19 protein-coding genes are annotated in these 21,340 nt (G+C 65.9%); 6 read left to right on the forward strand and 13 right to left on the reverse strand.

The features are described from left to right. The first annotated feature begins 15 nt into the window (after positions 1-15). The 5 genes from mdlC to U4Y91_RS34965 all read left to right on the forward strand — a co-directional run bounded on the left by mdlC (position 16) and on the right by U4Y91_RS34965 (position 6,773). Positions 16-1,641: a benzoylformate decarboxylase gene (gene mdlC, locus U4Y91_RS34945; RefSeq protein ID WP_321808897.1), complete on the forward strand. Its 1,626-nt coding sequence runs from the start codon at positions 16-18 to the stop codon at positions 1,639-1,641. Between the two features lie 37 nt (positions 1,642-1,678). Then, positions 1,679-3,130, forward strand: coding sequence for an aldehyde dehydrogenase (locus U4Y91_RS34950; protein ID WP_321808898.1), 1,452 nt, complete (start codon positions 1,679-1,681; stop codon positions 3,128-3,130). A gap of 10 nt (positions 3,131-3,140) precedes the next feature. Further along, positions 3,141-4,088 carry a 2-dehydropantoate 2-reductase gene (locus tag U4Y91_RS34955; RefSeq protein ID WP_321808899.1) on the forward strand — a complete coding sequence of 316 codons (948 nt, stop codon included), beginning with the start codon at positions 3,141-3,143 and terminating at the stop codon, positions 4,086-4,088. 140 nt (positions 4,089-4,228) lie between these two features. Then, complete coding sequence (locus U4Y91_RS34960; RefSeq protein WP_321808900.1) at positions 4,229-5,629, forward strand: MFS transporter; 1,401 nt, start codon at positions 4,229-4,231, stop codon at positions 5,627-5,629. Positions 5,630-5,768: 139 nt separating this feature from the next. Then, on the forward strand, positions 5,769-6,773 hold the full coding sequence (locus U4Y91_RS34965; protein ID WP_321808901.1) for a helix-turn-helix domain-containing protein: 1,005 nt from the start codon (positions 5,769-5,771) through the stop codon (positions 6,771-6,773). Here the strand turns inward: U4Y91_RS34965 and U4Y91_RS34970 are convergent. The 12 genes from U4Y91_RS34970 to U4Y91_RS35030 form a co-directional block, all read right to left on the reverse strand. Further along, positions 6,755-7,801 carry a carbon-nitrogen hydrolase family protein gene (locus U4Y91_RS34970; RefSeq protein ID WP_321808902.1) on the reverse strand — a complete coding sequence of 349 codons (1,047 nt, stop codon included), beginning with the start codon at positions 7,799-7,801 and terminating at the stop codon, positions 6,755-6,757. The genes U4Y91_RS34965 and U4Y91_RS34970 overlap by 19 nt on opposite strands. 35 nt (positions 7,802-7,836) lie before the next feature. Then, the gene (locus U4Y91_RS34975) at positions 7,837-8,895 is read right to left on the reverse strand and encodes a porin (RefSeq protein WP_321808903.1); all 1,059 of its coding nucleotides are present in this window, start codon (positions 8,893-8,895) and stop codon (positions 7,837-7,839) included. A gap of 20 nt (positions 8,896-8,915) precedes the next feature. Next, positions 8,916-10,175, reverse strand: a complete 1,260-nt coding sequence (locus tag U4Y91_RS34980; RefSeq protein WP_321808904.1) for an MFS transporter — start codon at positions 10,173-10,175, stop codon at positions 8,916-8,918. Positions 10,176-10,531: 356 nt separating this feature from the next. Next, entirely contained in the window at positions 10,532-12,640 is a 2,109-nt protein-coding gene (scpA, locus tag U4Y91_RS34985; RefSeq protein ID WP_321808905.1) for a methylmalonyl-CoA mutase, read from the reverse strand. Then, positions 12,637-13,470 (reverse strand): Pnap_2097 family protein, encoded by an 834-nt coding sequence (locus tag U4Y91_RS34990; protein ID WP_321808906.1) that lies wholly within the window; start codon positions 13,468-13,470, stop codon positions 12,637-12,639. Before U4Y91_RS34990 ends, scpA begins: the two co-directional genes overlap by 4 nt. A gap of 5 nt (positions 13,471-13,475) precedes the next feature. Then, complete coding sequence (locus U4Y91_RS34995; RefSeq protein WP_321808907.1) at positions 13,476-14,777, reverse strand: MSMEG_0569 family flavin-dependent oxidoreductase; 1,302 nt, start codon at positions 14,775-14,777, stop codon at positions 13,476-13,478. Positions 14,778-14,833: 56 nt separating this feature from the next. Further along, positions 14,834-15,118, reverse strand: a complete 285-nt coding sequence (locus U4Y91_RS35000) for an MSMEG_0570 family nitrogen starvation response protein (RefSeq protein ID WP_321808908.1) — start codon at positions 15,116-15,118, stop codon at positions 14,834-14,836. 145 nt (positions 15,119-15,263) lie between these two features. Further along, positions 15,264-16,247, reverse strand: coding sequence for a sll0787 family AIR synthase-like protein (locus tag U4Y91_RS35010; RefSeq protein ID WP_321808909.1), 984 nt, complete (start codon positions 16,245-16,247; stop codon positions 15,264-15,266). Continuing rightward, complete coding sequence (locus tag U4Y91_RS35015; RefSeq protein ID WP_321808913.1) at positions 16,244-16,804, reverse strand: MSMEG_0567/Sll0786 family nitrogen starvation N-acetyltransferase; 561 nt, start codon at positions 16,802-16,804, stop codon at positions 16,244-16,246. Before U4Y91_RS35015 ends, U4Y91_RS35010 begins: the two co-directional genes overlap by 4 nt. Positions 16,805-16,806: 2 nt before the next feature. Then, positions 16,807-17,877 (reverse strand): MSMEG_0568 family radical SAM protein, encoded by a 1,071-nt coding sequence (locus U4Y91_RS35020; protein ID WP_321808914.1) that lies wholly within the window; start codon positions 17,875-17,877, stop codon positions 16,807-16,809. Then, positions 17,870-18,892: a Nit6803 family nitrilase gene (locus U4Y91_RS35025; RefSeq protein ID WP_321808910.1), complete on the reverse strand. Its 1,023-nt coding sequence runs from the start codon at positions 18,890-18,892 to the stop codon at positions 17,870-17,872. The genes U4Y91_RS35020 and U4Y91_RS35025 overlap by 8 nt, the downstream gene beginning before the upstream one ends. Positions 18,893-18,911: 19 nt before the next feature. Further along, positions 18,912-19,394 carry an MSMEG_0572/Sll0783 family nitrogen starvation response protein gene (locus U4Y91_RS35030; RefSeq protein WP_006405208.1) on the reverse strand — a complete coding sequence of 161 codons (483 nt, stop codon included), beginning with the start codon at positions 19,392-19,394 and terminating at the stop codon, positions 18,912-18,914. Between the two features lie 381 nt (positions 19,395-19,775). Between U4Y91_RS35030 and U4Y91_RS35035 the strand changes: the two genes are divergently transcribed. Further along, positions 19,776-21,167, forward strand: coding sequence for a PLP-dependent aminotransferase family protein (locus U4Y91_RS35035; protein ID WP_321808915.1), 1,392 nt, complete (start codon positions 19,776-19,778; stop codon positions 21,165-21,167). On the opposite strand, the gene U4Y91_RS35040 is transcribed toward U4Y91_RS35035, so the two are convergent. Then, on the reverse strand, positions 21,149-21,340 hold a 192-nt coding region (locus U4Y91_RS35040), incomplete at its 5' end, for a hypothetical protein (RefSeq protein WP_321808911.1). The two genes, U4Y91_RS35035 and U4Y91_RS35040, sit on opposite strands and share 19 nt — an antisense overlap.

Here is a 21,340-nt window from a genome sequence, read left to right on the forward strand (position 1 = left end):
CGACAGGAGACTTCAATGGAGCACAGCCTCCCGCCGCAAGGCCGTCAAGCCGCCAATGCACCGGGCATGACGGTACGCGATGCGGTGATCGACTTCGCGCGCCGCGTCGGCATGACGTCCGTGTTTGCCAACCCGGGCTCGACGGAACTGCCGATGTTCCGCGACTTCCCCGCCGATTTCCGCTATGTACTCGGGCTGCAGGAAGCCGTCGTCGTCGGCATGGCGGACGGCTACGCCCAGGCCAGCGGGCGGGCCGCCCTCGTGAACCTGCATTCGGCAGCCGGCGTCGGCAACGCGATGGGCAACATCTTCACCGCCTTCCGCAACCGGACGCCGCTGGTGATCACAGCGGGACAACAGGCGCGCGCGATCCTGCCGTTCGATCCGTTTCTTTCGGCCACGAGTGCCACGGAACTCCCCAAACCCTATGTGAAGTGGAGCATCGAGCCGGCGCGAGCCGAAGACGTGCCGCTCGCCATCGCACGCGCCTGGGCGATCGCGATGCAGGAGCCGCGCGGGCCCGTATTCGTGTCCATTCCGGTCGACGATTGGGACCAATCGGCCGAACGGCTGCCCGAGCGCGTCGTTTCGCATGTGACACGCCCCGCCGCGGACGCGCTCGCGCACATTGGAGACCTGCTCGATCAGTGCGAGCGCCCCGCCTTCGTCGTGGGCGGCGCCGTGGACCGCGCCGGCGCCGTCGACGACCTCGTTCGGCTGGCGGAACGTCATTGCGCACGCGTATATGTCGCACCCATGACCGGGCGCTGCAGTTTTCCGGAGTCGCATCGGCTGTTCGCCGGTTTCCTGCCCGCGATGCGCGAGCGCATCGTCGAACTGCTCGATGGCCACGACGTGATATTCGCCGTCGGTGCACCGGCCTTCAGCTATCACGTCGAAGGGCACGGCCCGCACGTTCCCGCAGGCGCGACGCTGTGTCAGTTGATCGATGATCCGGGTACGGCGGCATGGACGCCGGAGGGTCTGGCCGTCGTCGGGAACGTGCGGCTCGGCATCCAGGATCTGCTCGAGCGCGGTGCGCCGCGCGGGCGCGCGTTGCCTGCGCCCCGGCAGTTGCCGCCGCGTGCGCTGCCGCCCGGCCCGGGTGAGCGCATGTCGGTCGCCTTCGCGCTGCAAACGCTGAGCGAAGTCCGTCGCGCCGAGGACATCGTCGTCGAAGAAGCGCCGAGCGCGCGCCCCGTGATGCAGGCGTACCTGCCCATCCAGCGGGCAGGCGGATTCCTGACCATGGACAGCGGCGGCCTGGGCTTCGGCATGCCGGCAGCGGTCGGCGTGGCGTTGGCCCGTCACGGCGAGCGCGTGATTGCGGTGATCGGAGACGGTTCGAGCATGTACTCGATCCAGGCGATCTGGTCGGCGGTACATCTGCGCTTGCCCATCACGTTCGTGATTCTGAACAACACGCGCTATGCGGCGTTGCAGGACTTCGCGCCGGTGTTCGGCTTCGGTCCGGAAGACCCCGTGCAGGGCACCGACCTGCCCGGTCTCGATTTCGTGAAGATCGCCGCCGGCATGGGCTGCCCGGGCGTGCACCTGACCGACGCCGACGGCCTGCGCGACGCGCTGCGAAGCGCGCTCTCGGCGAACGGTCCGTCACTCGTCGAAATCGAGGTCGCGTAAGCCGCCCTCGACCCTCGAACCATCCAGGAGACAAACGATGAAGACAGTGTCGATGCTCATCGACGGCGAGCAAGTCATGGCACGCAACGGCGCGATGTTCGAGCGCCGTAATCCGCTCGACGGTGAGGTGGCGTCGCGCGCGCCCGCCGCCAGCGTCGAGGATGCCGAGGCAGCGGTGGATGCCGCGGCCCGCGCATTCCCGATCTGGTCGGAATTCGGCCCGCTCAAGCGGCGCGAGCTGCTTACCGCTGCGGCCCGGGCGCTCGAGGCGAAGTCCGACGCCTTTGCGGCGGCGATGGCATCCAAGACCGGCGCATCCGGCTTGTGGGCCGGCTTCAACGTCCACCTTGCAGCACAGGGCCTGCTCGAAGCCGCCGCGATGACGACGCAGATCGGCGGCGAACTGATCCCGTCGGACGTGCCCGGCAGCCTCGCGATGGGCATGCGCCAACCGGCGGGCGTCGTCCTTGGCATCGCGCCATGGAATGCGCCCGTGATTCTGGGTGTGCGCGCCATCGCACTGCCGCTCGCATGCGGCAACACCGTCGTGTTGAAGGGCTCGGAGATGTGTCCGGCCACCCATGGCCTCATCATCGAGGCGATGCAGGAGGCCGGATTGCCGCCCGGCACGGTGAATTTCGTCACGAATGCCCCGGCGGATGCAGCCCGCATCGTCGACGCGCTGGTCGCCCATCCCAAGGTCCGGCGGGTCAACTTCACGGGTTCGACGCGCGTGGGGCGCCTGATCGCGGAACAATGTGCCCGTCATCTGAAACCGGCCGTGCTCGAACTCGGCGGCAAGGCACCGTTCATCGTCCTCGATGACGCGGACGTCGACGCAGCGGTCGACGCGGCCATCTTCGGTGCCTTCGCCAATTCGGGGCAGATCTGCATGTCGACCGAGCGCATCATCGTCGACGAACGGATCGCGGATGCGTTCGTCGAGCGGCTCGCCACGCGTGCGCGCGCGCTACCGCTCGGCGATCCTCGAAACGGCCCGGTGGTCCTCGGGTCGGTCGTCGACATGAGTACGGTCGAGCGCTGCAATGCATTGATCGACGACGCACTCGCGCACGGCGCAACGCTCGCGAGCGGCGGCAAGGCCGACACGACGCTCATGCCCGCCACGTTGCTCGATCACGTCACGCCGGCGATGCGCATCTACCATGACGAATCATTCGGCCCGGTGAAGCCGATCGTGCGCGTGCGCGGCGAGGAAGCGGCGATCGCTTGCGCAAACGACAACCCCTATGGCCTCGCGGCGGCCGTGTTCAGCCGAGACAGCGCACGCGCGATGAACGTCGCCCGGCGCGTCGAATCGGGTATCTGCCATATCAATGGACCGACGGTACACGACGAGGCGCACATGCCGTTCGGCGGCGTCAAGGACAGCGGCTTCGGGCACTTCGGCGGCCGCGCGGGTATCGCGGAATTCACCGACTTGCGGTGGATCACGCTGCAGACCACGCCGCGCCACTATCCGTTCTGAGGAGCATGCGATGCAGATCGCCATTCTGGGTGCCGGTGCGATGGGTTCGTTCTTTGGCGGCCGCCTCGCGCTGGCGGGTCATTCGGTCAGCCTGCTCGATATCGACGACGCTCATCTCGCATCGATTCGCAGCCACGGCCTGCGACTTTCGACCGATTCCGGCGAGCAAATCGTGCGCGATCTCGTCGCACTGCGGCCGGAGGAGGCCAGCAAGCCCGTCGACCTCGTCATCGTCTTCACCAAGACGATGCATACGACCGCCGCACTCGCTGCCGCAAGCGCCGTACTCGGCCCTGACACCGTCATCCTGTCCTTGCAGAACGGCCTGGGGAACGCCGAACGGCTCGCCCGTTCCGTATCGCCCGACCGGGTCATGGTCGGCGTGACCACGTGGCCGGCCGACAAGTCGGAACCTGGCGCCGTCAGCTCGCATGGCCAGGGCACGATCCGGCTGATGAACGCGAACGGCACGCATACGAGCGCGCTCGAACAGACCGTGCATGCGTTGAATGACGCCGGCCTCTCGTGCCATGTCGATCCCGACGTCTGGGCCGCGATTTGGGAGAAGGTTGCATTCAACGCCGCCCTCAACAGTCTGTGTGCCGTGACGCAATGCATGGTCGGCGAGTTGACGAATACCGCTGACGGCGAAGAACTGGCGCTGAAGATCGTTTCAGAGGTGATGGCCGTCGCGCGTGCACTCGGCATTTCGGCAAGTGAAGCGCACGTGGCGTCGAATGTGCGCGATGCGCTCGCCCATCATCGTACGCATCGGCCATCGATGCTGCAGGACGTGCTGGCCGGCCGGCGTACCGAGATCGAAGCGATCAATGGCGCGGTAGTCGAGGCTGCTCACAAGGCCGGTGTCGCGGTGCCGTATACGCACAGCCTGGCCTGCCTCGTCAGGCTCGTCGATGCGCGTACACGTCAGTCGGACGGTGCGACGGCTCGACACTGAAGCGCGTGGCGGTTGCCGCCGGGCGCGTCGTTGAAGCGTCCGTCGACACATCCACGCAGCCGGCCGCGGTGCGGAGCCTCACGCAACCTGCCGCGGCCATTTCAAAACACAAGGGCGCGCTGCGCGCACCAGGAGACAAAATGAACCCGTCCATTTCCGCGTCGTCCGACGCGCGAACCCCATCAGGCGATCTCGGCCTGCACGGCGGCGGATCGCTCGATATCGGGCACACGCTCGATCACGGCCCGTACGCGCTCGTACAGCGAATCGCCGTCGTCCTGGCTGCGCTTTCCATTATCGTGGACGGCTTCGACAGCCAGCTCATCGGCTTCGCGATCCCGGTCCTGATCAAGGAATGGGGCGTGACACGCGGGGCCTTCGCGCCCGTCGTCGCGGCCGGCCTGATCGGCATGGGAATCGGCAGCGCAATGGCCGGCCTGTTCGCCGATCGATTCGGACGTCGCTGGGCCGTGATCGCGAGCGTGCTGGTGTTCGGCACGGCGACCTGCGCGATCGGGTTCGCACCGAACATCGCCGTCATTGCCGCGTTGCGCTTCGTGGCGGGTCTGGGCATCGGTGGTGCGCTGCCCACGTCGACGACGATCACGGCCGAATTCACGCCGGCCCGGTATCGGACGCTCGCGGTCACCGCAACCATCGTTTGCGTACCGCTCGGCGGGATGCTCGCCGGCTTGTTCGCGGGGCAGGTGTTGCCGTCGTACGGATGGCGCGGCCTGTTCTTCGCAGGCGGCATCCTGCCGCTCATCCTGGGCATCGTGTTGCTCGCCATGCTGCCCGAATCGCCCCGCTATCTCGCGCGTCGCCGGCACCGCTGGCCCGACCTCGTGCGTCTGCTCGCCCGCATGGGGCATCAACTCGGCGCCGACACCCTGTTCACCGATGCGCGCGAGCAGCAAACCGAACGGCAGACGGGATTCCTGTCCCTGTTCCGCGAGGGCCGCGCGCGCGATACGGTTTCAATCTGGAGCGCATTCTTTGCATGTCTGCTGGCTGTCTATGCGGCGTTCAGCTGGCTGCCCGCCATGCTCACCAGCGAGGGATTGTCGGTCGCGATCGCCGGTTACGGCTTGACGGCCTACAATCTCGGCGGCGTGCTCGGCGCACTCGCGTGTGCGATGGCGATCGCCCGCTACGGTTCGCGCGGCCCGCTGCTTCTGTGCTGCATCGGGGGCGCCGTCAGTGCATGGCTGATCCTCGGCGTGGACTTGAAGCATCAGACTGCACTCCTGATCATCGGACTCGGGCTGCACGGCCTGTTCGTCAACGCAGTCCAGTCGACGATGTATGCGCTCTGCGCGTACGTCTATTCGACCGGCGTGCGGGCAACCGGCACGGCGTCCGCGCTTGCTTTCGGCCGGCTCGGCGCAATCCTCAGCGCATTTGCCGGTGCGGCCGTCATTACCGCGACCGGGGGGACCGGCTACCTGCTGATGCTCGGTTCGGCGATGGTGGTCGTGTTCGTCGCCCTTGCAGTCGTCCGTCAGCATATTCCCGCAGCCGCACATTCGAGCCGAGGTTAGGCATACGCAATTCCGGTGGTCGTCGCATCGGCGACGATCACCCATTCCGCGCGAACGGACACATTGAAAAGCACACGGCACGCAGGAAGCCGCCGATTGACGCCCGAATTTTGCGGAACCATATTTGTCGAGATGACTCATGTGGCCCAGCCGCCTGCCGTGGGAAGATCGAAGAATGGGATCGCCGGACAACCTGAATGCGAATTGCCGTGCCAGCGAATCGCTCGCCCAATGGGAGCAGGCGGCGGCGCAATGCTGCGTTCCGCTTGCCATATCGCACGAGCGGGATGCGCACTTCTCGGGAAGCATACAAAGCGCGACGATCGCCGACGTCTGCATCTCGCGGATTTCTGCCGGAAGGCATGTCGCCGTGCATGATGTCCAGTCGGTCTCCAACACGGACGGAGACTATATTCTTGCCAGTCTTCAGTTGCAGGGGGCAGGCAAGCTGATTCAGGACGGACGCTGCGCGTCGGTCGAGCATCACGACCTCGTTTTATTCGATTCGCGCAGACCGTTTCGCTGGGAGCTCGCCGAGCCGTTCGACCAAATCTGCATCCGGTTCCCGATGTCGCTGGTCACGTACCGGATCCCGCTTCGGGACACCTTCGTCGCGCATACGATCTCCGGCACCGAGGGCCTGGGCATGCTCGTGGCGCAGCACCTCATCACGCTGTGCGCCGAACGCGAGCAGCTCGCCCGTTCCCCGAGCGCGCCGCAAATTTCCACGTCAGCCGCGGATCTGGTCGGCGGACTGCTGGCGGAGTGGCTGCAAGTCCGCCCGGGCCCCCGCACCAATCTTCATGCAATGCACTTGCAACAGTTGCGTCAGTTCATTTCGAACAATCTTCGGAATCCCGATCTGAATGCCGAGATGGCAGCAGCCGCACTGGGCGTGTCGGCGCGCTATCTTCATCGCCTCGTTCAGCACGACGACACCACCATCGGCCGCATGATTCTCGTCGCACGACTGGAGCACTGTGCGCAGTGGCTCTCGCTGAAATGCCACGCACATCGCTCGATCGAGCAGATCGCCGGAACCTGGGGATTTGCAAGCGCGGCGCATTTCAGCCGGGCGTTTCGTGCCCATTACATGAAAACGCCGCGCGAATACCGGCTAATCCATCAGTCGACGCCTTCCTGACCGTCGTCGGGTTCGCTCGAGGCCGCATCCCGCGCCGGCGATTGCGACCTTCGCAATGCATCGCTTTCCCCGGCATGCTCGACGCACCGCCGCGGCCGCTTGTCGAACCATAGTTTCAGGACGTCGGGGCGCGCGTAGTGCCCGACCGGATCCGCCGCGGCCTTCGCGAGCGAGATGCGCCCGAGATCGATGTCGACGTACAGCAACCCTTCCGTCGTCTCCGGCAGTTTCTCCACGAGCGCTTGCCCGTCCGGCCCGTACGCCGTGGCATGCCCGCCGCCGGCGCGGATCATCGCACGCTTGTCTTCCGTATCGCACAGCATGTCGACCATGTGCTCGCTGATCATCGCGCACGGCGCGAGCACGAAGCACGAGCCCTCGACGGCATATACCCGGCTGACCGCGTTGTTCACCTCATGGCCGAGCGCGGGTGCGAATTCATACATGGAGAAGCTCGGCCACGCCGCGACGTGCACCTGTTCGTGCTGCGCATACATCGCGTACTTGGTCAGCGGCTGAATGTGCTCCCAGCAACACAGGGCACCGAGGCGGCCGATGGCGAGATCGTGCACGGCCAGATCGCTGCCGTCGCCGTCGCCGAACACGGTGCGCTCGACATGAGTCGGCCGCAGCTTGCGGCGCGTGGCGACAGTCGCGCCGTCCGGGCCGATGATCCACTGCGCGATATAAAGGCTGCCGCCGCAGCGCTCCGACAAGCCCAATACCACCGTCATCTCGTTGCGTGCCGCCGCCTCCCGCAGGGCCGCGGCGTGCGGACTGTCGTACGTCATCGAGTTGTCGAAATAGCGCTGGACGAAACCGGCCCCGAGCGCCCATGCGGGCGGCCCGAGCCACACATGGAACGGATAGCCGGGCAGCCAGGTTTCCGGAAATGCAATCAGTGAGGCGCCGTTGTGCCCGGCTTCGTCGATCAGTGCGATCGTTTTTTCGATTCCCCTGTCGAGATTCAGGAATTCGGGCACGGCCTGCACGACGGCCGCGATGTACTTCGGATGTTCCAGTGTCATTTGAGTACCCGTGATTGAACTGATCACCGCTTCGACTAGAACCGGTGTTGAATGCCGACCGACGCTGCCAGCGTATTGCCGTCCGGGATGCGGGTGAGGTCGCCGTTGGCGGCGACGCCCGTTCCGATGCCGCCGTGATTGTTGACGAGCGCGACCTGTGCATAAAGCGACGTCCTCACCGACAACGAGTACATCGCCCCCGCCGAATACATCAGCGAATGACTGCCGCTCGCCGATCTGTCCTTCGAGTAATACACCCCGCAGTCCAGGAGAATCGGAGCAGACGGTTTCCACGACAACCCGCCACCATAGGTCATGTAGTTCGGGCTGCCGGGCGCCTCGTTGTTGCGCAGACGAATGGCGAGCGCGTAACCCGTCACCGATTCGAACGAATATGACGCACCGAGCGTGGCGCCGTCGATGGCGGTCTGGCCCGTCGCCGTGTCTTTCGCCTGGTAGTACGCCGCGTCGGCGGAGAACGGTCCGGCCGCATAGGTCAGCGACCCGGAGAGCCGGCGCCCCTTGACGCCGCTGCCCGCGATTCCGCCCGGTGCGTACTGGATGCTGCCGGTGAAACCGCCGAATGTCGGCGACGTATACACGAGCGAGTTCGAATCGAAAATCCCGTTGATGCCGACCTTGCCCAGATATTCCGTGAACGCGCTCGCGAAATTGGACATGGCGCGCGGGTCGCGACCGCCGATCGCCAGAAAGAACGGCGAAAATTGCAGGCCTGCCTTGATGTCGCCGAAACCGCCGGTTGCCTGGACGTATGCATGGCGGCCGAAAATACCGCCGTTCGAATTGCCGAATTGCCCTGTCGTCGTCGAGAACCCGTTCTCGAGCGCGAACCCGATCTTGGTCCCGCCGCCGATATCCTCCTGTCCTTTCAGACCCCAGATCGACGGCGCCCACCCGCCATCGAGTGCGCCTTTCAAAGCGCCGGCGTTGCCGGAGGACTTGGTCTGGTAGACGAGGCCGGTATCGACGATGCCGTACAACGTGACATTCGATTGCCCAAGTGCGTGTGTCGATACGCCGCCAAGGGTTGCCATCGCCAGCAACGCGGCTGACGGTCGATGAAGCAGTTTCATTTGACGATCTCCGATGAAATTTAGTTTTTCTGTGCGCTCAGGCTTTCATGCGTCGTGGCGCGGCCGCGCTTTCCCGGTGCCGTTTCCCGCAGCAGAAAGGCGAGCAGAAAGCCGGCACCGAGCGCGGCGGAGGCAAACAGGATCGTCAATTGAAGGCCCATATGCTGGGCAATGAAGCCGGCAATGGCCGGGGCGACACCGCCGCCGAAGATCTCGCCGGCGCCGACGACAGCGCCCACCGCGGACGAGGTCAGGGACGAAGGCACGGCCTCGGCCGCAACCGGCCCCGCCATCAGCGAGATCGCGCCGCAGCAGAAGAAGGCGATCGCAAACAGGAGTACGAACAACACCGCCGGAATCGTCGGTGCATAAGCGAACGCGAGCAGCGACGCACAGCCGGCGAGAAAGGTGATCTTCGCGGCGTTCCTGCGCCCGATGGAATCGGATATGCCGCACACGAAGATCTGGCCGGCAAATCCGCCAAATCCGAGGCCCGACATCACGAAACCCATCTGTGCCGTCGACATGTGACGGAAGTCGGTCAGATACACGGGGGTGATGGCCGCGAGAACGAACAGTCCGGCCATTGCGCAGAAAATGGCGCCCATGCCGACGCGCACGTTGCCGTACCGAAGCACCGAACCCCAGCTCTCCCGATGCGGCGCGCGATCGGGCGACGCCGTCGAGGCGATGTGAATCGGCTCACGGATCGTTCGGTACATCAGGAATGCGAGCAGCAACCCCGGTGCGGCGACGATCGCGAACACGATACGCCACGACGGCACGACCGACAGCAGTTGCGTGGCGATGATCGGCCCGAGGCCGAGCCCGAACAGTGCGAAGCAGCCCTGAATGATGCCGAGGTTCAGGCCGCGTCGTACGGGAGGTGACGCGTCGTCCCCCGCCGCGAAGCTGGCGGGACAGTACGCGCCCTCCGTGACGCCCATCAGTACACGCGTGAACATGAGCACGCCGACACCGCCGACGAGGCCGGTCGACCCGGACAGCAGCGAAAACAGGATGATCGCGGGGATCAGGATCTTGCGTCTGCCGACCGTGTCGGACAGCCGTCCCATCAGGATGGCGGACACGCCCCACGCAAGGCCCAGCACGGCCGTGACGTTCCCGAGATCCTGATAGGTGAGGCCAAGGTCCCGCATCATTTGCGGAAACAGCGGTGTAATGAGCCAGCGGTCGAGACCGACCAGCCCGAAGCCAAGCGCGAGCAACGCAATCGCCCGCCGTTCATATGTCGAATTTGATCTGATGTTTGTATTCATGGTGCACCCCCCTTGCGTCTCCCGCAGTCAGTCATCAGCACGTACGTCAACCCGTTGACCCGTTCCGGCACGTGTCGCGTGTCGGTGCGGCGTCAGGGCAATCGTCCGGCGCGGAAATTTTCAGAAGTTGACTGGGAGCGAACTGCTTCTTGACGTGCAGCGCCTCATGCCGCGGTTATCGGCAACGACACCGGCGGGCGCGGCAGGATCGGATCCACTGGGGGGCAAATGGAGTGGCGTCGGGGGCGTGAGCGGCGTGCGGTTCCGGGCAGCCCGAACAGAGATCCAGCATGCGTTTCACGCGTTCCTGACGGGCGCCTCGTTCTGACCGCACCCTGAACTTCTCGAGGAACGACTCATGCGTTGATACATGCGCACAGCGCTTGCGCGATCGCATCGAGCGGTGTGCCGGGCCCGAACGTCGCCGCGACGCCCTTCGCCTTCAGATGGCGAATATCCGCGGCCGAAAAGATGCCGCCCAACACCACCGGAATCCGGGCGCGATGCAATGCCAGTTCGTCGAGCAGCCCTTCGACGAGCTCGAGGTGGGCGCCCGACAACGACGAAATGCCCACGATATCGGCACCATGCGCCTGCGCGGCTGCCGCCACGGATGCGGGTTGCTGAAACAGTGGCAGGCGCAGGACGTCGAATCCGGCGTCCTCGAGCGCGGCTGCGACGACGGCCGCACCGCGGTCGTGTCCGTCCTGGCCGAGCTTGGCGATCACGATGCGCGGCCTGCGTCCCGCGCGTGTCGCCAGCCGGTCGACGCAGCCCTTCGCCGCCCGCCATGCGGCGTCGTCTCGCCGATGTTCGCCGTAGACGCCCTCGCCGTCCGCTTCCACCGCCGCAGCATGTCGCGGCCATACCGATTCCAGCGCGCGCGTACACTCCCCGACGGTCGCACGTGCCCGCATGCAGTCGATCGCCAGTGCGAGCAGGTTTGCGGTGCCGTCACGCGCCGCGTCGGCCAGCCGCTGCAACGCCGCCGCAACCCGCGCCGGATCGCGCGCGGCCTTGACGGCTGCGATTCGCCGCGTCTGCCCGGCACGCACATGACGGCCGTCCATCTCACGCACCATGAATTCGCCAGTCGGTTCGTCCGCGACGAACCGGTTCACGCCGACCACGGTCCGGCACCCGGAATCGACCTGCGCCTGCGTCGCGGCCGCGGCACGCAGCAAGCGCCGCTTGACCCAGCCGGACTCGATCGCGGCGATCACGCCGCCCTGCGCGGCGATGGCGGCCAGTTCGGCGCGCACGCGTGTCGCGATGCCGTCCGTCAGCGACTCCATCATGTACGAGCCGGCCCACGGATCGACCGTGTCGCACAGTCCCGTTTCATGCTGCAAAATCAGCTGCGTATTGCGCGCGAGGCGCGCCGCCGCCGCGGAAGGCAGCGCAAGCGCTTCGTCGTACGCATTCGTGTGCAGCGACTGCGTGCCGCCGAACGCCGCGGCCATCGCCTGCGCCGTCACGCGAACGATGTTGTTTTCCGGCTCCTGTGCCGTCAATGACCAGCCCGACGTCTGGCAATGCATGCGCAGTGCGCACGCCCGGGGCGAATGCGCGCCGCACGCGTGTGCGATCTCCGCCCACAGCAGACGCGCCGCGCGCAGCTTGGCGATTTCCGTATAGAAATCGCTGCCGACGCCGAAGAAAAAGCTCAGACGGGAGCAGGCTTCATCCACCGGCATGCCGCGTGCGGCCATCGTGTCGACGTACGCGCGCGCGTTCGACAGCGTCAGCGCGAGTTCGAGCACGGCATCGGCGCCGGCTTCCTGGAAGTGATATCCCGACACCGACAGCGCATTGAAGCGCGGCGCATGCCGAGCCAGCCACAACGCGACGTCGGCGACGATCCGCATCGACGGTTCCGGCCCGAAGATCCACGTATTGCGGACCATGTACTCCTTCAGGATGTCGTTCTGAATCGTCCCGCCGATCCGCTCGGGCGGCACGCCCTGCTCCTCGGCGGCCACGACGAACGCCGCCATGATCGGCAGGACCGCGCCATTCATCGTCATCGACACGGTCGTGGCGTCGAGCGCAATGCCGTCGAACAACCGCACCATGTCCTCGACCGTATCGATCGCGACGCCGGCCACGCCGACATCGGCCTGCGCGTCGGCGCAGTCCGAGTCGTAGCCCCGCTGCGTCGCCAGGTCGAATGCCACGGACAGCCCTTGCGCCCCCTGCGCGAGCGCCGTGCGAAACGCGAGATTGGAATCTGCCGCGTCGGCATGCCCCGTGTATTGCCGGATCGTCCATGGGCGATCGGTATACATCGACGCGTACGGCCCGCGCACGTAGGGCCACGCTCCGGGCATGCCGTCGAGATGCGCGACGGCGTCGAGATCGCTCCGCGTGTAGAGTTTCCGCAGCGGCACCGCGCGCGCGCCTCGATCGTTCCGCGCGACGTTCTCCACGTCGGCGCCCGGCTCCATGCACGCCGCTTCTTTCATGCCCGACTCCAGCGCTTTTGCGTGATCACATCGGCAATCTTCGTCCCGTCGCCGTCGCGCACGATTTCGCTCCAGTGCAACAGGCCATCCGCATCGGATCGAGCACGCGCGAAACGCACGGTCAACGAATCGCCGAGGTCGAGATTTCCATGAAAGTACAGTTGACGCGCCGCCAGCACGGGTGCCTGCTCGAAGCGGTAATGCTGCCATTCCGCACGGTCGACGAATGCCTGGAAGCTGGCGAAGTAAAGCAGGTCCGCGCCATTGAAATCCATGTTCGGGCACGGCAGGAACGAGACGCTTGCGCCGTCGCCCTCCGCGAGACCGGCGAGCGCCGGCACGATCGACGCATCCCGCACCCGCAACTTCTTCGCACGTTCCGCCATCGCCAGCGCATCGGCCGGAACCGGTCCGGTGCTGCCGTCGATGCCGGTCATGCGCGCCTTCGCCACCGAGCGGTTGCTGCCGGCGTGTTCACGCGTCACGAACGTCGACATCATCCGCACGATACCGGCTTCGTCGTCGCCGTGCCGGATCCGCTGCTCGCTGAAATGGCGAATCGGGCCGACCCTGCGAAGCGCGACATGAAGCGCGAACGTGTCGTTCTCGCGAATCGCGTGACGGCGGTTCATGTCGACGTGCACCGCAACGAACGACGCATAGGCACGCCGCCCGTCGTCGTCGAAGAACTCGGGGACGTCGCGGCCGCCATGCGCGGCCAGCGCGTCCCAGTGACGCTGCCCGCACTCCTTGAGCAGCCAGTTTTCCGCGAGCCCCGTGTGCGCGAGTTGCGGCATGCCGGCCCGATAGCGATGGATGGCGGTATGCATCGGCGTCAGGCGGCCAGGCTTTCGGCCGAGCGCCGTGCGGCCGTCATCTCGGCCCGGATCTGGTCGACGATATGGGCGGCATCGCGCGCAACCCCGGAGAATCGCCCCGAACCCCACGTATATAGCCAGGGCAGCCCGACGAAGTAGAGCCCCGGAACCGGCGTCACGCCGCGCCGGTGCGCGGGATAGCCGCGGCCGTTGAATACCGGCGCATCCAGCCAGCTGAAATCCGGGGTGAAGCCGATGCTCCAGATGACCGATGCGATGCCGCTGGCCGCGAGATCGAGCGCCGTGCGCTCGCCGGCCGGACGCCACACGGGTTCGTAGCGCGTCGCAGGCGGCGCCGCGATCCCGTTCTTCTCGATATGGGCATCGATGCCGGCATTGATCCGGTTGTACGTATCGTCGGCGCTGTCGAGCTGCGCCGACAGATCCGTGGAGAAGCGCAACTGCCCGCCTGCGAAATCCTCCAGCCGGCCGTACAGTTCCATCCCTTCGGCGGCAAAGCGGCGCAGATCGATATCGCGCCCGCCATCGCGGCCGGTCACATAGTGGTTGGTGTTGTCGCGCACGCCTTCGCGCAGCGGATGCGCATCGACCGGCATGTCGTAGTACTGCATGTCGGCCAGCCAGTCGACGACGTCCCTGCCCCGGTAGAAACGGGCACAGCGCGGTGCATCGCCCACCGCGAGGAACACCTTTCGCCCGGCGAGATGGAGGTCTTCCGCGATCTGCGCGCCCGACTGTCCCGATCCGACCACGAGAACCGGTCCGTCCGGCAATGCGGCCGGATTCCGGTATTCCGACGACTGGATCTGCACGATCGTTGCCGGAAACCGCTCGGCCATCCGCGGCACGATCGGCCGATGGTAGCCGCCCGATGCCACGACGACCTGATCCGCCGTGTACGCGCCGCGCGACGTCGCGATGCGATAGCGTCCGTCCGCGTCGCGCGTCACACGCTCGACGGCGGTATGTTCCAGCACCGGTGCATCGACGCTGCGGATGAATCCGTCGAGATACGCGACGATCTCGTCCTTCGTCATGAAGCCGTGCGGATCGGCACCGCGATACGGATAGCCCGGCAGCGCACACTGCCAGTTCGGCGTCACGAGACAGAACGCGTCCCAGCGCTGCCTGCGCCACGTGTGCGTCACGGTCTCCTTTTCGAATACGAGATGATCGATACCTGCCTGCTTCAGGTAGTAGCTGATCGACAACCCCGCCTGCCCGCCGCCGATGACGGCTACGCCAAGATGGGAATCGGAATCCGGGAGGCCGGATGAAACAACGGGTTCGCTTGACATGATGCAGTCCTGAATGTGTGTTGAATAAGACGGTGGATTCCTGCGTTCCGGACGCCTCAAACGAGTTCGATGACAGTCACGGTCGCGTCGCCCTGCGGCGCAAATCGTTCCGCGTGCGCTTCGATGCGTGCCAGCTCGTCCATCGCGGCCGAGCACGCGAACCCGTATTTCTCGCGCACGCGATCGGACGCGATACCCAGTGCGCGCCGGGCGCGCTCGACGAAGTCGTCGAGCGCGTATCGCGTGTCGGGCGTGAAGAATTCCGACACGACGGTCGAAGGCGAATAGCAATTGGTTTCCGACTGATCGGGCCAACGAACCCGAAAATGCATGACCGGCATGATGCCTCCTCATTCAGTGGACACGACGTGCGCACGCTGCGCCAGCCTGGCCCGGTAGATTTCCAGATGCCTGCGCGCACTCGCTTCCCATGTGAAGCGGTCCAGCAGTGCGGGGACGGCATGGGCGAAATCGGGGGCACGCCACTCATCGGTCACCTCCGCCGCCGGTAATGAACGGTTCGATCCGGAAATCCCACAGCACCGCCGTTTCGCCCGCCTCTTCGACGACGACCTCGCGCGTTGCGTCGATTTCGCCGATCACGGCGCACGCGAGTCCGCGCGCCGCGAAGCGTTCCACGATCGCGTCGGCATGCGCGGGCCGCACCGACATCAGGAACCCGTAGCTCGGAAAGGCCGTCAGCCAGCGATCGAAGTCGACGCCGGGAGGACGCGGGATCGCGTCGAGTTCGATGCGCGCACCGACGCGCGAGCATTCGACGAGCATCAGCGCCGTACCGAGCACGCCCGCCATCGAGATATCCTTCGTGGCATCGCACAGCCCGGCTTCGGCCAACGCCGGCAGAATCTCGAGATCGCCGCGCAGCCGGGCCGGCGGTGCGCCGACCGACGCATTCCAGAACGGATACGGATCCTCGAATGCGCCACGCAGGTCGACCGCCATCATCAGGCGATCGCCCGGCCGCGCGCTGAAGCTCGACAACAGCGCGCGCGCCCGGCCCAGGATCGATACGGCCAGTTGCCCCTGCGCGCTGCGCGTGTTGCTGTGGCCGCCGACGACCGGCACGCCATACGCCGACGCAGCCGCGGCCATCCCGGCGAGCACCGGCCGCGCGGCGTCGATTCCGTCGCTCCACAATGCATCGACGACGGCGATCGGCCGCCCGCCCATCGCATAGATGTCGCTCACGTTCGCCATCACGCCGCTGTACCCGGCGAACCACGGCATCGACTCGACGAAATCGCCGACCATGCCTTCGATCGCGAACAACAGGTAGCCGTCCGCGTCGGGAATCGCCGCGCAGTCGTCGCCGAGTGCAACCGCCTGCGCGAGATCCCGCTCGCCGTTCGGCAACGTCGCCGCGAGCGACGCGACCACGCCGGAGATGTCGCGCTTGTGCTGGAAGCCGCGGCTTGCGCGCAGCGTTGCGATTCGATCCTTGACACTCATTGCCGCACCTCCGAGCGCAGAACGAAACCCTCGAACGGCGTGCCGCACGGCGGATAGTGCGCAAGCCGGGCCTGCATCAGTTGATGAGGACGCCCGAACAACGTTTCTTCGCCGAGTGCATCCCAGTGAAGCCGACGAAACAGCGGCACGTTCTGCGATTGCACGTGTGCGACGAAGGTCCGGCAACCTTCGGCATGCGCGCTGCTGACGGCCAGTGCGATCAGCATCGAGCCGATCCTGCCCTGCCTGCGAAACGCCGGATGCACCGCCAGCCGCGAGCCCATCCAGGTTCCGGGCACGGTTTCATGAATCCGCACCGTGCCGACCACCTGCTCGGGCAGCCCCGCGCAGCAGCTGACCGCGACCAGCAGTTGCGCGTGGCGATCGATATCGTCGCGATCGTCGCCGGCGAAGATCCCCTGCTCGATGCAGAACACCGCCCGGCGCAGCTTGTACGCTTCGTCGATTTCCCAGGGAAGCGCCGCCCATTTGATCCGGTATTCGGCGGGCCGGTAGGTGTCGCGGCTGTCGGCCAGTCCCATCTCTGCGCAGTACATGCTCACCCCTCGTAGGTCGAAAGCGACGAGCAGGCGCCGCACTTTCCGCAGCCTGCCTTGATGTCGGCGGAGCGCATGCCGGCGTCGCGCAGCATGGCGCCCAGCGGTTCGAGCACCGCCCGCATGAAGTCCGGCGACGGCGCAGGATGACTCTCCAGCGGCGTGCCGCTGATCGGCACGAACGGCACGACGAACGGATACACGCCCAACCCGATTAGTTCGCGCGACATGTCGAGAATCGCGGCCGCGCTGTCGCCGAGCCCGGCGAGGATGTAGGTGCTGACCTGGCCGCGGCCGAACACGCCGACGGCCGCGCGAAATGCCGCCATGTATCGGGACAGCGGCACGCTCGCCTTGCCCGGCATGATCCGTTCGCGCACCGCCGGCGTCACGGCTTCCAGATGCATGCCCAGCGTATCGATCCCGCTTGCCTTCATCCGGTCGAACCAGCCGTCGTCGTCGGGCGGCTCGCATTGCGCCTGGATCGGGAGATCGACGGCCGCCCTGATTGCGAACGCGCTTTCGCACAGCACGCGCGCACCGCGATCCGGCGTCGGCGGTGTGCCGGTCGTCAACACCATGTGCTTGACGCCGTCGAGCAGAACCGCCGCGCGCGCAACCTCGGCGAGTTGTTCAGGCGTCTTGCGGGCGATCGTCCGGCCGGCTGCAAGCGACTGGCCGATCGAGCAGAACTGGCAGGTCTTGCGCCGGCTCTCGTAGCGAATGCAGGTCTGCAACACCGTGGTCGCCAGCACATCCGCACCATGCAGCGTCGCGATGTGCGAATACGGCACGCCCTCCAGTGTCTGCAACGCGTAGAAGCGCGGGCTCGACGGAAAGCTGATGCTCGCGATCGGGATGGTGCCGCGCGAGAGCAGGCTGACGCCCGCCGCGTCGGGCTCCGCCGCGACGAACGGCGAATCCCACGCGGTGCTCGTGTGCACCGGCACCATGATGGTCACGCCGTCGACCGTCACGGCCTTGTGATCGGACGGCCCCGCGCCGCCGCGCCGGCTCGCGGCGCCAACCCGCGGATCCGCGAGGCGCAGCCCGACCGACTGCAGTTCAGTCATCAATTGCCGGCTCTGCGCCGACGGTTTCGCGTTCGCGCTCATGACGATCTCCCTCGAAGTCGCGTGCGGCCGACCCGCTGATCCCCATCGGGGTCACCGTCGTCGCCGGCCGATCGTTGATGGCAAGGCTCAGCAGTTCCGGCCGTGCATAGTGGCCGACCGAATCCATCATTCGCTTGCGCTTGGTGATCAGCGACATGTCCAGGTCGGCGATCACCATCCCTTCGCCGGCGCGCAACGGCTCGGCCAGATGCTGCCCCTCCGGGGACACGATCGCGGTATTGCAGCCGCCGCGCAGGGCTTTCTGCAGATTCGGATCGCCCGTGATCGACTCGATCTGGGCGTCCGTCAGCCAGCCGGTCGCATTGACGACAAAGCAGCCGGACTCCAGCGCGTGGTGACGGATCGTGACCTCGATCTGGTCCGCGAAGATCGGGCCGACCAGCGAACCGGGGAACTGACTGCAATGAATTTCCTCGTGCTGCGTCATCAGCGCATAGCGGGCGAGCGGGTTGTAGTGCTCCCAGCACGCGAGCGCACCGACCCGTCCGACCCCGGTTCGCGCAACCTTGAGTCCGGCCGCGTCGCCCTGCCCCCAGATCATCCGCTCGTGAAACGTCGGCGTGATCTTGCGGCGCTTCACAGCGAGGCGTCCGTCGACGTCGAAGATCAGCTGCGTGTTGTACAGGCTGCCGTGGTCGCGCTCGTTCACGCCGAGCACGACCACCATCCCGTGCAGGCGCGCGCGCTCCGCCACCGCATGTGTCACGGGCCCCGGCACCGCCACGGCCTGCTCGTAGAGCCGCATGTGATCGGCACCGGACGCGACCGGCGTCCGTACGAACGAGAAGTACGGGTAGTACGGCACGAATGTCTCGGGAAAGACGATCAGCTGGACACCCTTGCCGGCGGCCTCGTCGATCGCCGCGCAGACCTTGTCGAGCGTGCCGCCGGCGCGTTCCAGATCGGGGGCGATCTGGACGGCGGCGGCCCGAACGATGCGTTTGTCGGACATGATGGCACCCGTCATTCGGTCAAACGGTCCAGGTATGGATGACCAGCGCGTTCTCCTTGCGGTGAAGCAGCTGGATATCCAGCACGTCGAGCGGATTGATCGGTCGAATGCCCTCGATCAGCGACGCTTCGCCGTGCCCGTAAAGCGCCTGCAGCGCGAAGCGGCACGCGTAGACTTTCCCGCCTTCTTCCATGAACTTGACGAGCTGCTTGTTGAAGTTCAGGTGACCGGGAAACGCCTCGTCGCCCAGCGTCGGAAACCCGCGTTGCAGGCCGAGCGTCACGCCGGGGCCGTAGAGCAGCACCGACGTCTCGAACCCCTTGCGTTGCAGGCGCGTCGCCTGCAGCAGGTTCACGAAGCCGATCGATCCTTCGAACGCAACCGTATGGAACGTCACGAGCGCCTTTTCGCCCGGTTCCGCCTTGACGTCTTCGAATACCTTTTCCTCGTAGTCGACGAGGAAATCTCCCTTCTTGTGCAGAGGCTGATTGACTGCAGGCATGGCACGCTCCGTCTGAAAATGAGTTGAACGAGGTTCCCGAACGCTTTTGAATCCGGGCGACCTCATTAACGCAACGCATATGCCAACCAGGCGCAGGCTGATGCAATCACTCTCCAATCATTCAATCGATAAATGCCGCTGCAGTCGGTTCGATCCTTGCATGCCCCGATCCGGAGCCGGCCGGAATCGGCCCGATCGGGCCGGTCGGCGCACCTGACTGATGCAGCGGGAGCGAGCCGATGCGCATCCGGCGTGCATCGATGCATCAATCCGATACACGATGCGATCAATGCAATCATCCGGCCTCGACGTGGCGATATATATATTTTTCGATTAATGCGTCGTGCTAACGTTTTGTTGAATCGTCAAATGGAAACAGGTATGGATTACGCAATCCATCATTGGTCGAAGCGACTATTGGAAAGCAGGAAACCGGCCTATCTGCTGATCCCCGACCTCATCGAGGAAGATCTCGCGGCGGGCCGGCTGAAACCGCGCGACCGCCTGCCCGGGCTGCGCGATCTCGCCGGTGCGCTGAACCTGAACTACACGACGGTGGCCCGCGCTTATGCGGAAGCCCGCCGACGCGGCTTGCTCGATACGCGGGCAGGCAGCGGAACATTCGTGCGCGGGCCGACGCGAACGATCCAGCTGTCGGGCGGGAGCAGCATCGAGATGTCGATGAACATGCCCCCCGAACCGGCCGAGATGGCCGGCCGGCTGCAGCAATCGGCAGCGGCATTGTTCGCCTCGGCGGATCCTTACCAACTGATGCGATACCAGGATTTCGGCGGCACGCCGGCGGATCGCGCCGCCGGCCGCGCGTGGCTGGCCAATCGCCTGCCCGGCTGCAGTAGCGATACCGTGCTCGTTTGCCCGGGGATCCACAGCGCCCTCGTCGCGCTCGTCTCCAGGCTTGCGCGCCGCGGCGACGCGATTTGCCTCGATTCGCTCGCTTACCCCGGCATCAAGGCAATCGCATCGCAATTGGGCGTGCAGTTGCAGCCGCTGCCACGAGACGACGACGGGCCGTTGCCGCACGCCTTCGAATCGCTCTGCCGAAGCGGACCGCCCGCCGCGCTGTACTGCAATCCGACCCTGCAGAATCCGAGCACGCTCACGATACCGTTCAGGCGCCGCGAAGCGCTGGCCGATATCGCGATGCGCTACAGCGTGCCCATCATCGAGGACGACGCCTATGCGATGCTGCCGCAGAACGCACCGCCACCCCTGGCGTTGCTGGCGCCCGAACTGACCTATTACGTGACCGGCATGTCGAAGAACCTCGGCGCCGGGCTGCGAATCGCTTACCTGCTGGCGCCGACGGTGCGCGAAGCGCAGCGTATCGCCGGTGCGTTGCGCGCCACGACCGTGATGCCGAGCCCGTTCACGATGCTGCTGTCGACCCAATGGATCAACGACGGCACGGCGAGCGAGATGCTGGCCGCGATTCGAGCGGAGGCGCGTGCACGGCAGGCGATCGCAGGCCGGATTCTCGGCGCATGGCCTTTCGATGCCCACCCCGACGGTTTCCATCTCTGGCTGCCGATTCCGCGCGAATGCCTGTGGACGGCCCCCGATCTGGCGCAGCATCTGCGGAGCCGGAGCGTGGCCGCCGTGGCCAGCGCGGCATTTTCGACGGACGGCGACCCGCCGGCCGCGATTCGCATTTGCCTCGGCGGGCCGCAGGACCGGGCGCGGTGTCTGGACGGCCTGCAACTCGTCGCGGATGCACTGACCGACGCACATCACCTTTACGGTGCGGCGATGTAGCGATGATGGCCGTGGCGTTGCGCGGCAGCGTGTCCGTGCCGCCCGCTGGGCATCGTGACGACCCGGTGCGGCACGTCCATCGGAATGTCGGCGGCTGAGCGGCCCCCAGTAAACAGTGCCATGATGTAAGCGAGTTTTCGGCGGACTTTTTCAGTATGAAAGGAGCCGTACGA

The sequence above is a fragment of the Burkholderia sp. BCC1993 genome, assembly GCF_905339865.1.
GTDB lineage: Bacteria > Pseudomonadota > Gammaproteobacteria > Burkholderiales > Burkholderiaceae > Burkholderia.

Excerpts from the sequence above, each read along its gene's own strand:
- U4Y91_RS35015 (WP_321808913.1), bottom strand. The coding sequence starts at position 16,804 with ATGTACTGCGCAGAGATGGGACTGGCCGACAGCCGCGACACCTACCGG.
- U4Y91_RS34955 (WP_321808899.1), top strand. The coding sequence starts at position 3,141 with ATGCAGATCGCCATTCTGGGTGCCGGTGCGATGGGTTCGTTCTTTGGC.
- U4Y91_RS34975 (WP_321808903.1), bottom strand. The coding sequence starts at position 8,895 with ATGAAACTGCTTCATCGACCGTCAGCCGCGTTGCTGGCGATGGCAACC.
- U4Y91_RS35020 (WP_321808914.1), bottom strand. The coding sequence starts at position 17,877 with ATGACTGAACTGCAGTCGGTCGGGCTGCGCCTCGCGGATCCGCGGGTT.
- U4Y91_RS35025 (WP_321808910.1), bottom strand. The coding sequence starts at position 18,892 with ATGTCCGACAAACGCATCGTTCGGGCCGCCGCCGTCCAGATCGCCCCC.
- U4Y91_RS34965 (WP_321808901.1), top strand. The coding sequence starts at position 5,769 with ATGTGGCCCAGCCGCCTGCCGTGGGAAGATCGAAGAATGGGATCGCCG.
- U4Y91_RS34960 (WP_321808900.1), top strand. The coding sequence starts at position 4,229 with ATGAACCCGTCCATTTCCGCGTCGTCCGACGCGCGAACCCCATCAGGC.
- U4Y91_RS35000 (WP_321808908.1), bottom strand. The coding sequence starts at position 15,118 with ATGCCGGTCATGCATTTTCGGGTTCGTTGGCCCGATCAGTCGGAAACC.
- U4Y91_RS34950 (WP_321808898.1), top strand. The coding sequence starts at position 1,679 with ATGAAGACAGTGTCGATGCTCATCGACGGCGAGCAAGTCATGGCACGC.
- U4Y91_RS34980 (WP_321808904.1), bottom strand. The coding sequence starts at position 10,175 with ATGAATACAAACATCAGATCAAATTCGACATATGAACGGCGGGCGATT.
- U4Y91_RS35010 (WP_321808909.1), bottom strand. The coding sequence starts at position 16,247 with ATGAGTGTCAAGGATCGAATCGCAACGCTGCGCGCAAGCCGCGGCTTC.
- scpA (WP_321808905.1), bottom strand. The coding sequence starts at position 12,640 with ATGAAAGAAGCGGCGTGCATGGAGCCGGGCGCCGACGTGGAGAACGTC.
- U4Y91_RS34990 (WP_321808906.1), bottom strand. The coding sequence starts at position 13,470 with ATGCATACCGCCATCCATCGCTATCGGGCCGGCATGCCGCAACTCGCG.
- U4Y91_RS34970 (WP_321808902.1), bottom strand. The coding sequence starts at position 7,801 with ATGACACTGGAACATCCGAAGTACATCGCGGCCGTCGTGCAGGCCGTG.
- U4Y91_RS34995 (WP_321808907.1), bottom strand. The coding sequence starts at position 14,777 with ATGTCAAGCGAACCCGTTGTTTCATCCGGCCTCCCGGATTCCGATTCC.
- U4Y91_RS35030 (WP_006405208.1), bottom strand. The coding sequence starts at position 19,394 with ATGCCTGCAGTCAATCAGCCTCTGCACAAGAAGGGAGATTTCCTCGTC.
- U4Y91_RS35035 (WP_321808915.1), top strand. The coding sequence starts at position 19,776 with ATGGATTACGCAATCCATCATTGGTCGAAGCGACTATTGGAAAGCAGG.
- mdlC (WP_321808897.1), top strand. The coding sequence starts at position 16 with ATGGAGCACAGCCTCCCGCCGCAAGGCCGTCAAGCCGCCAATGCACCG.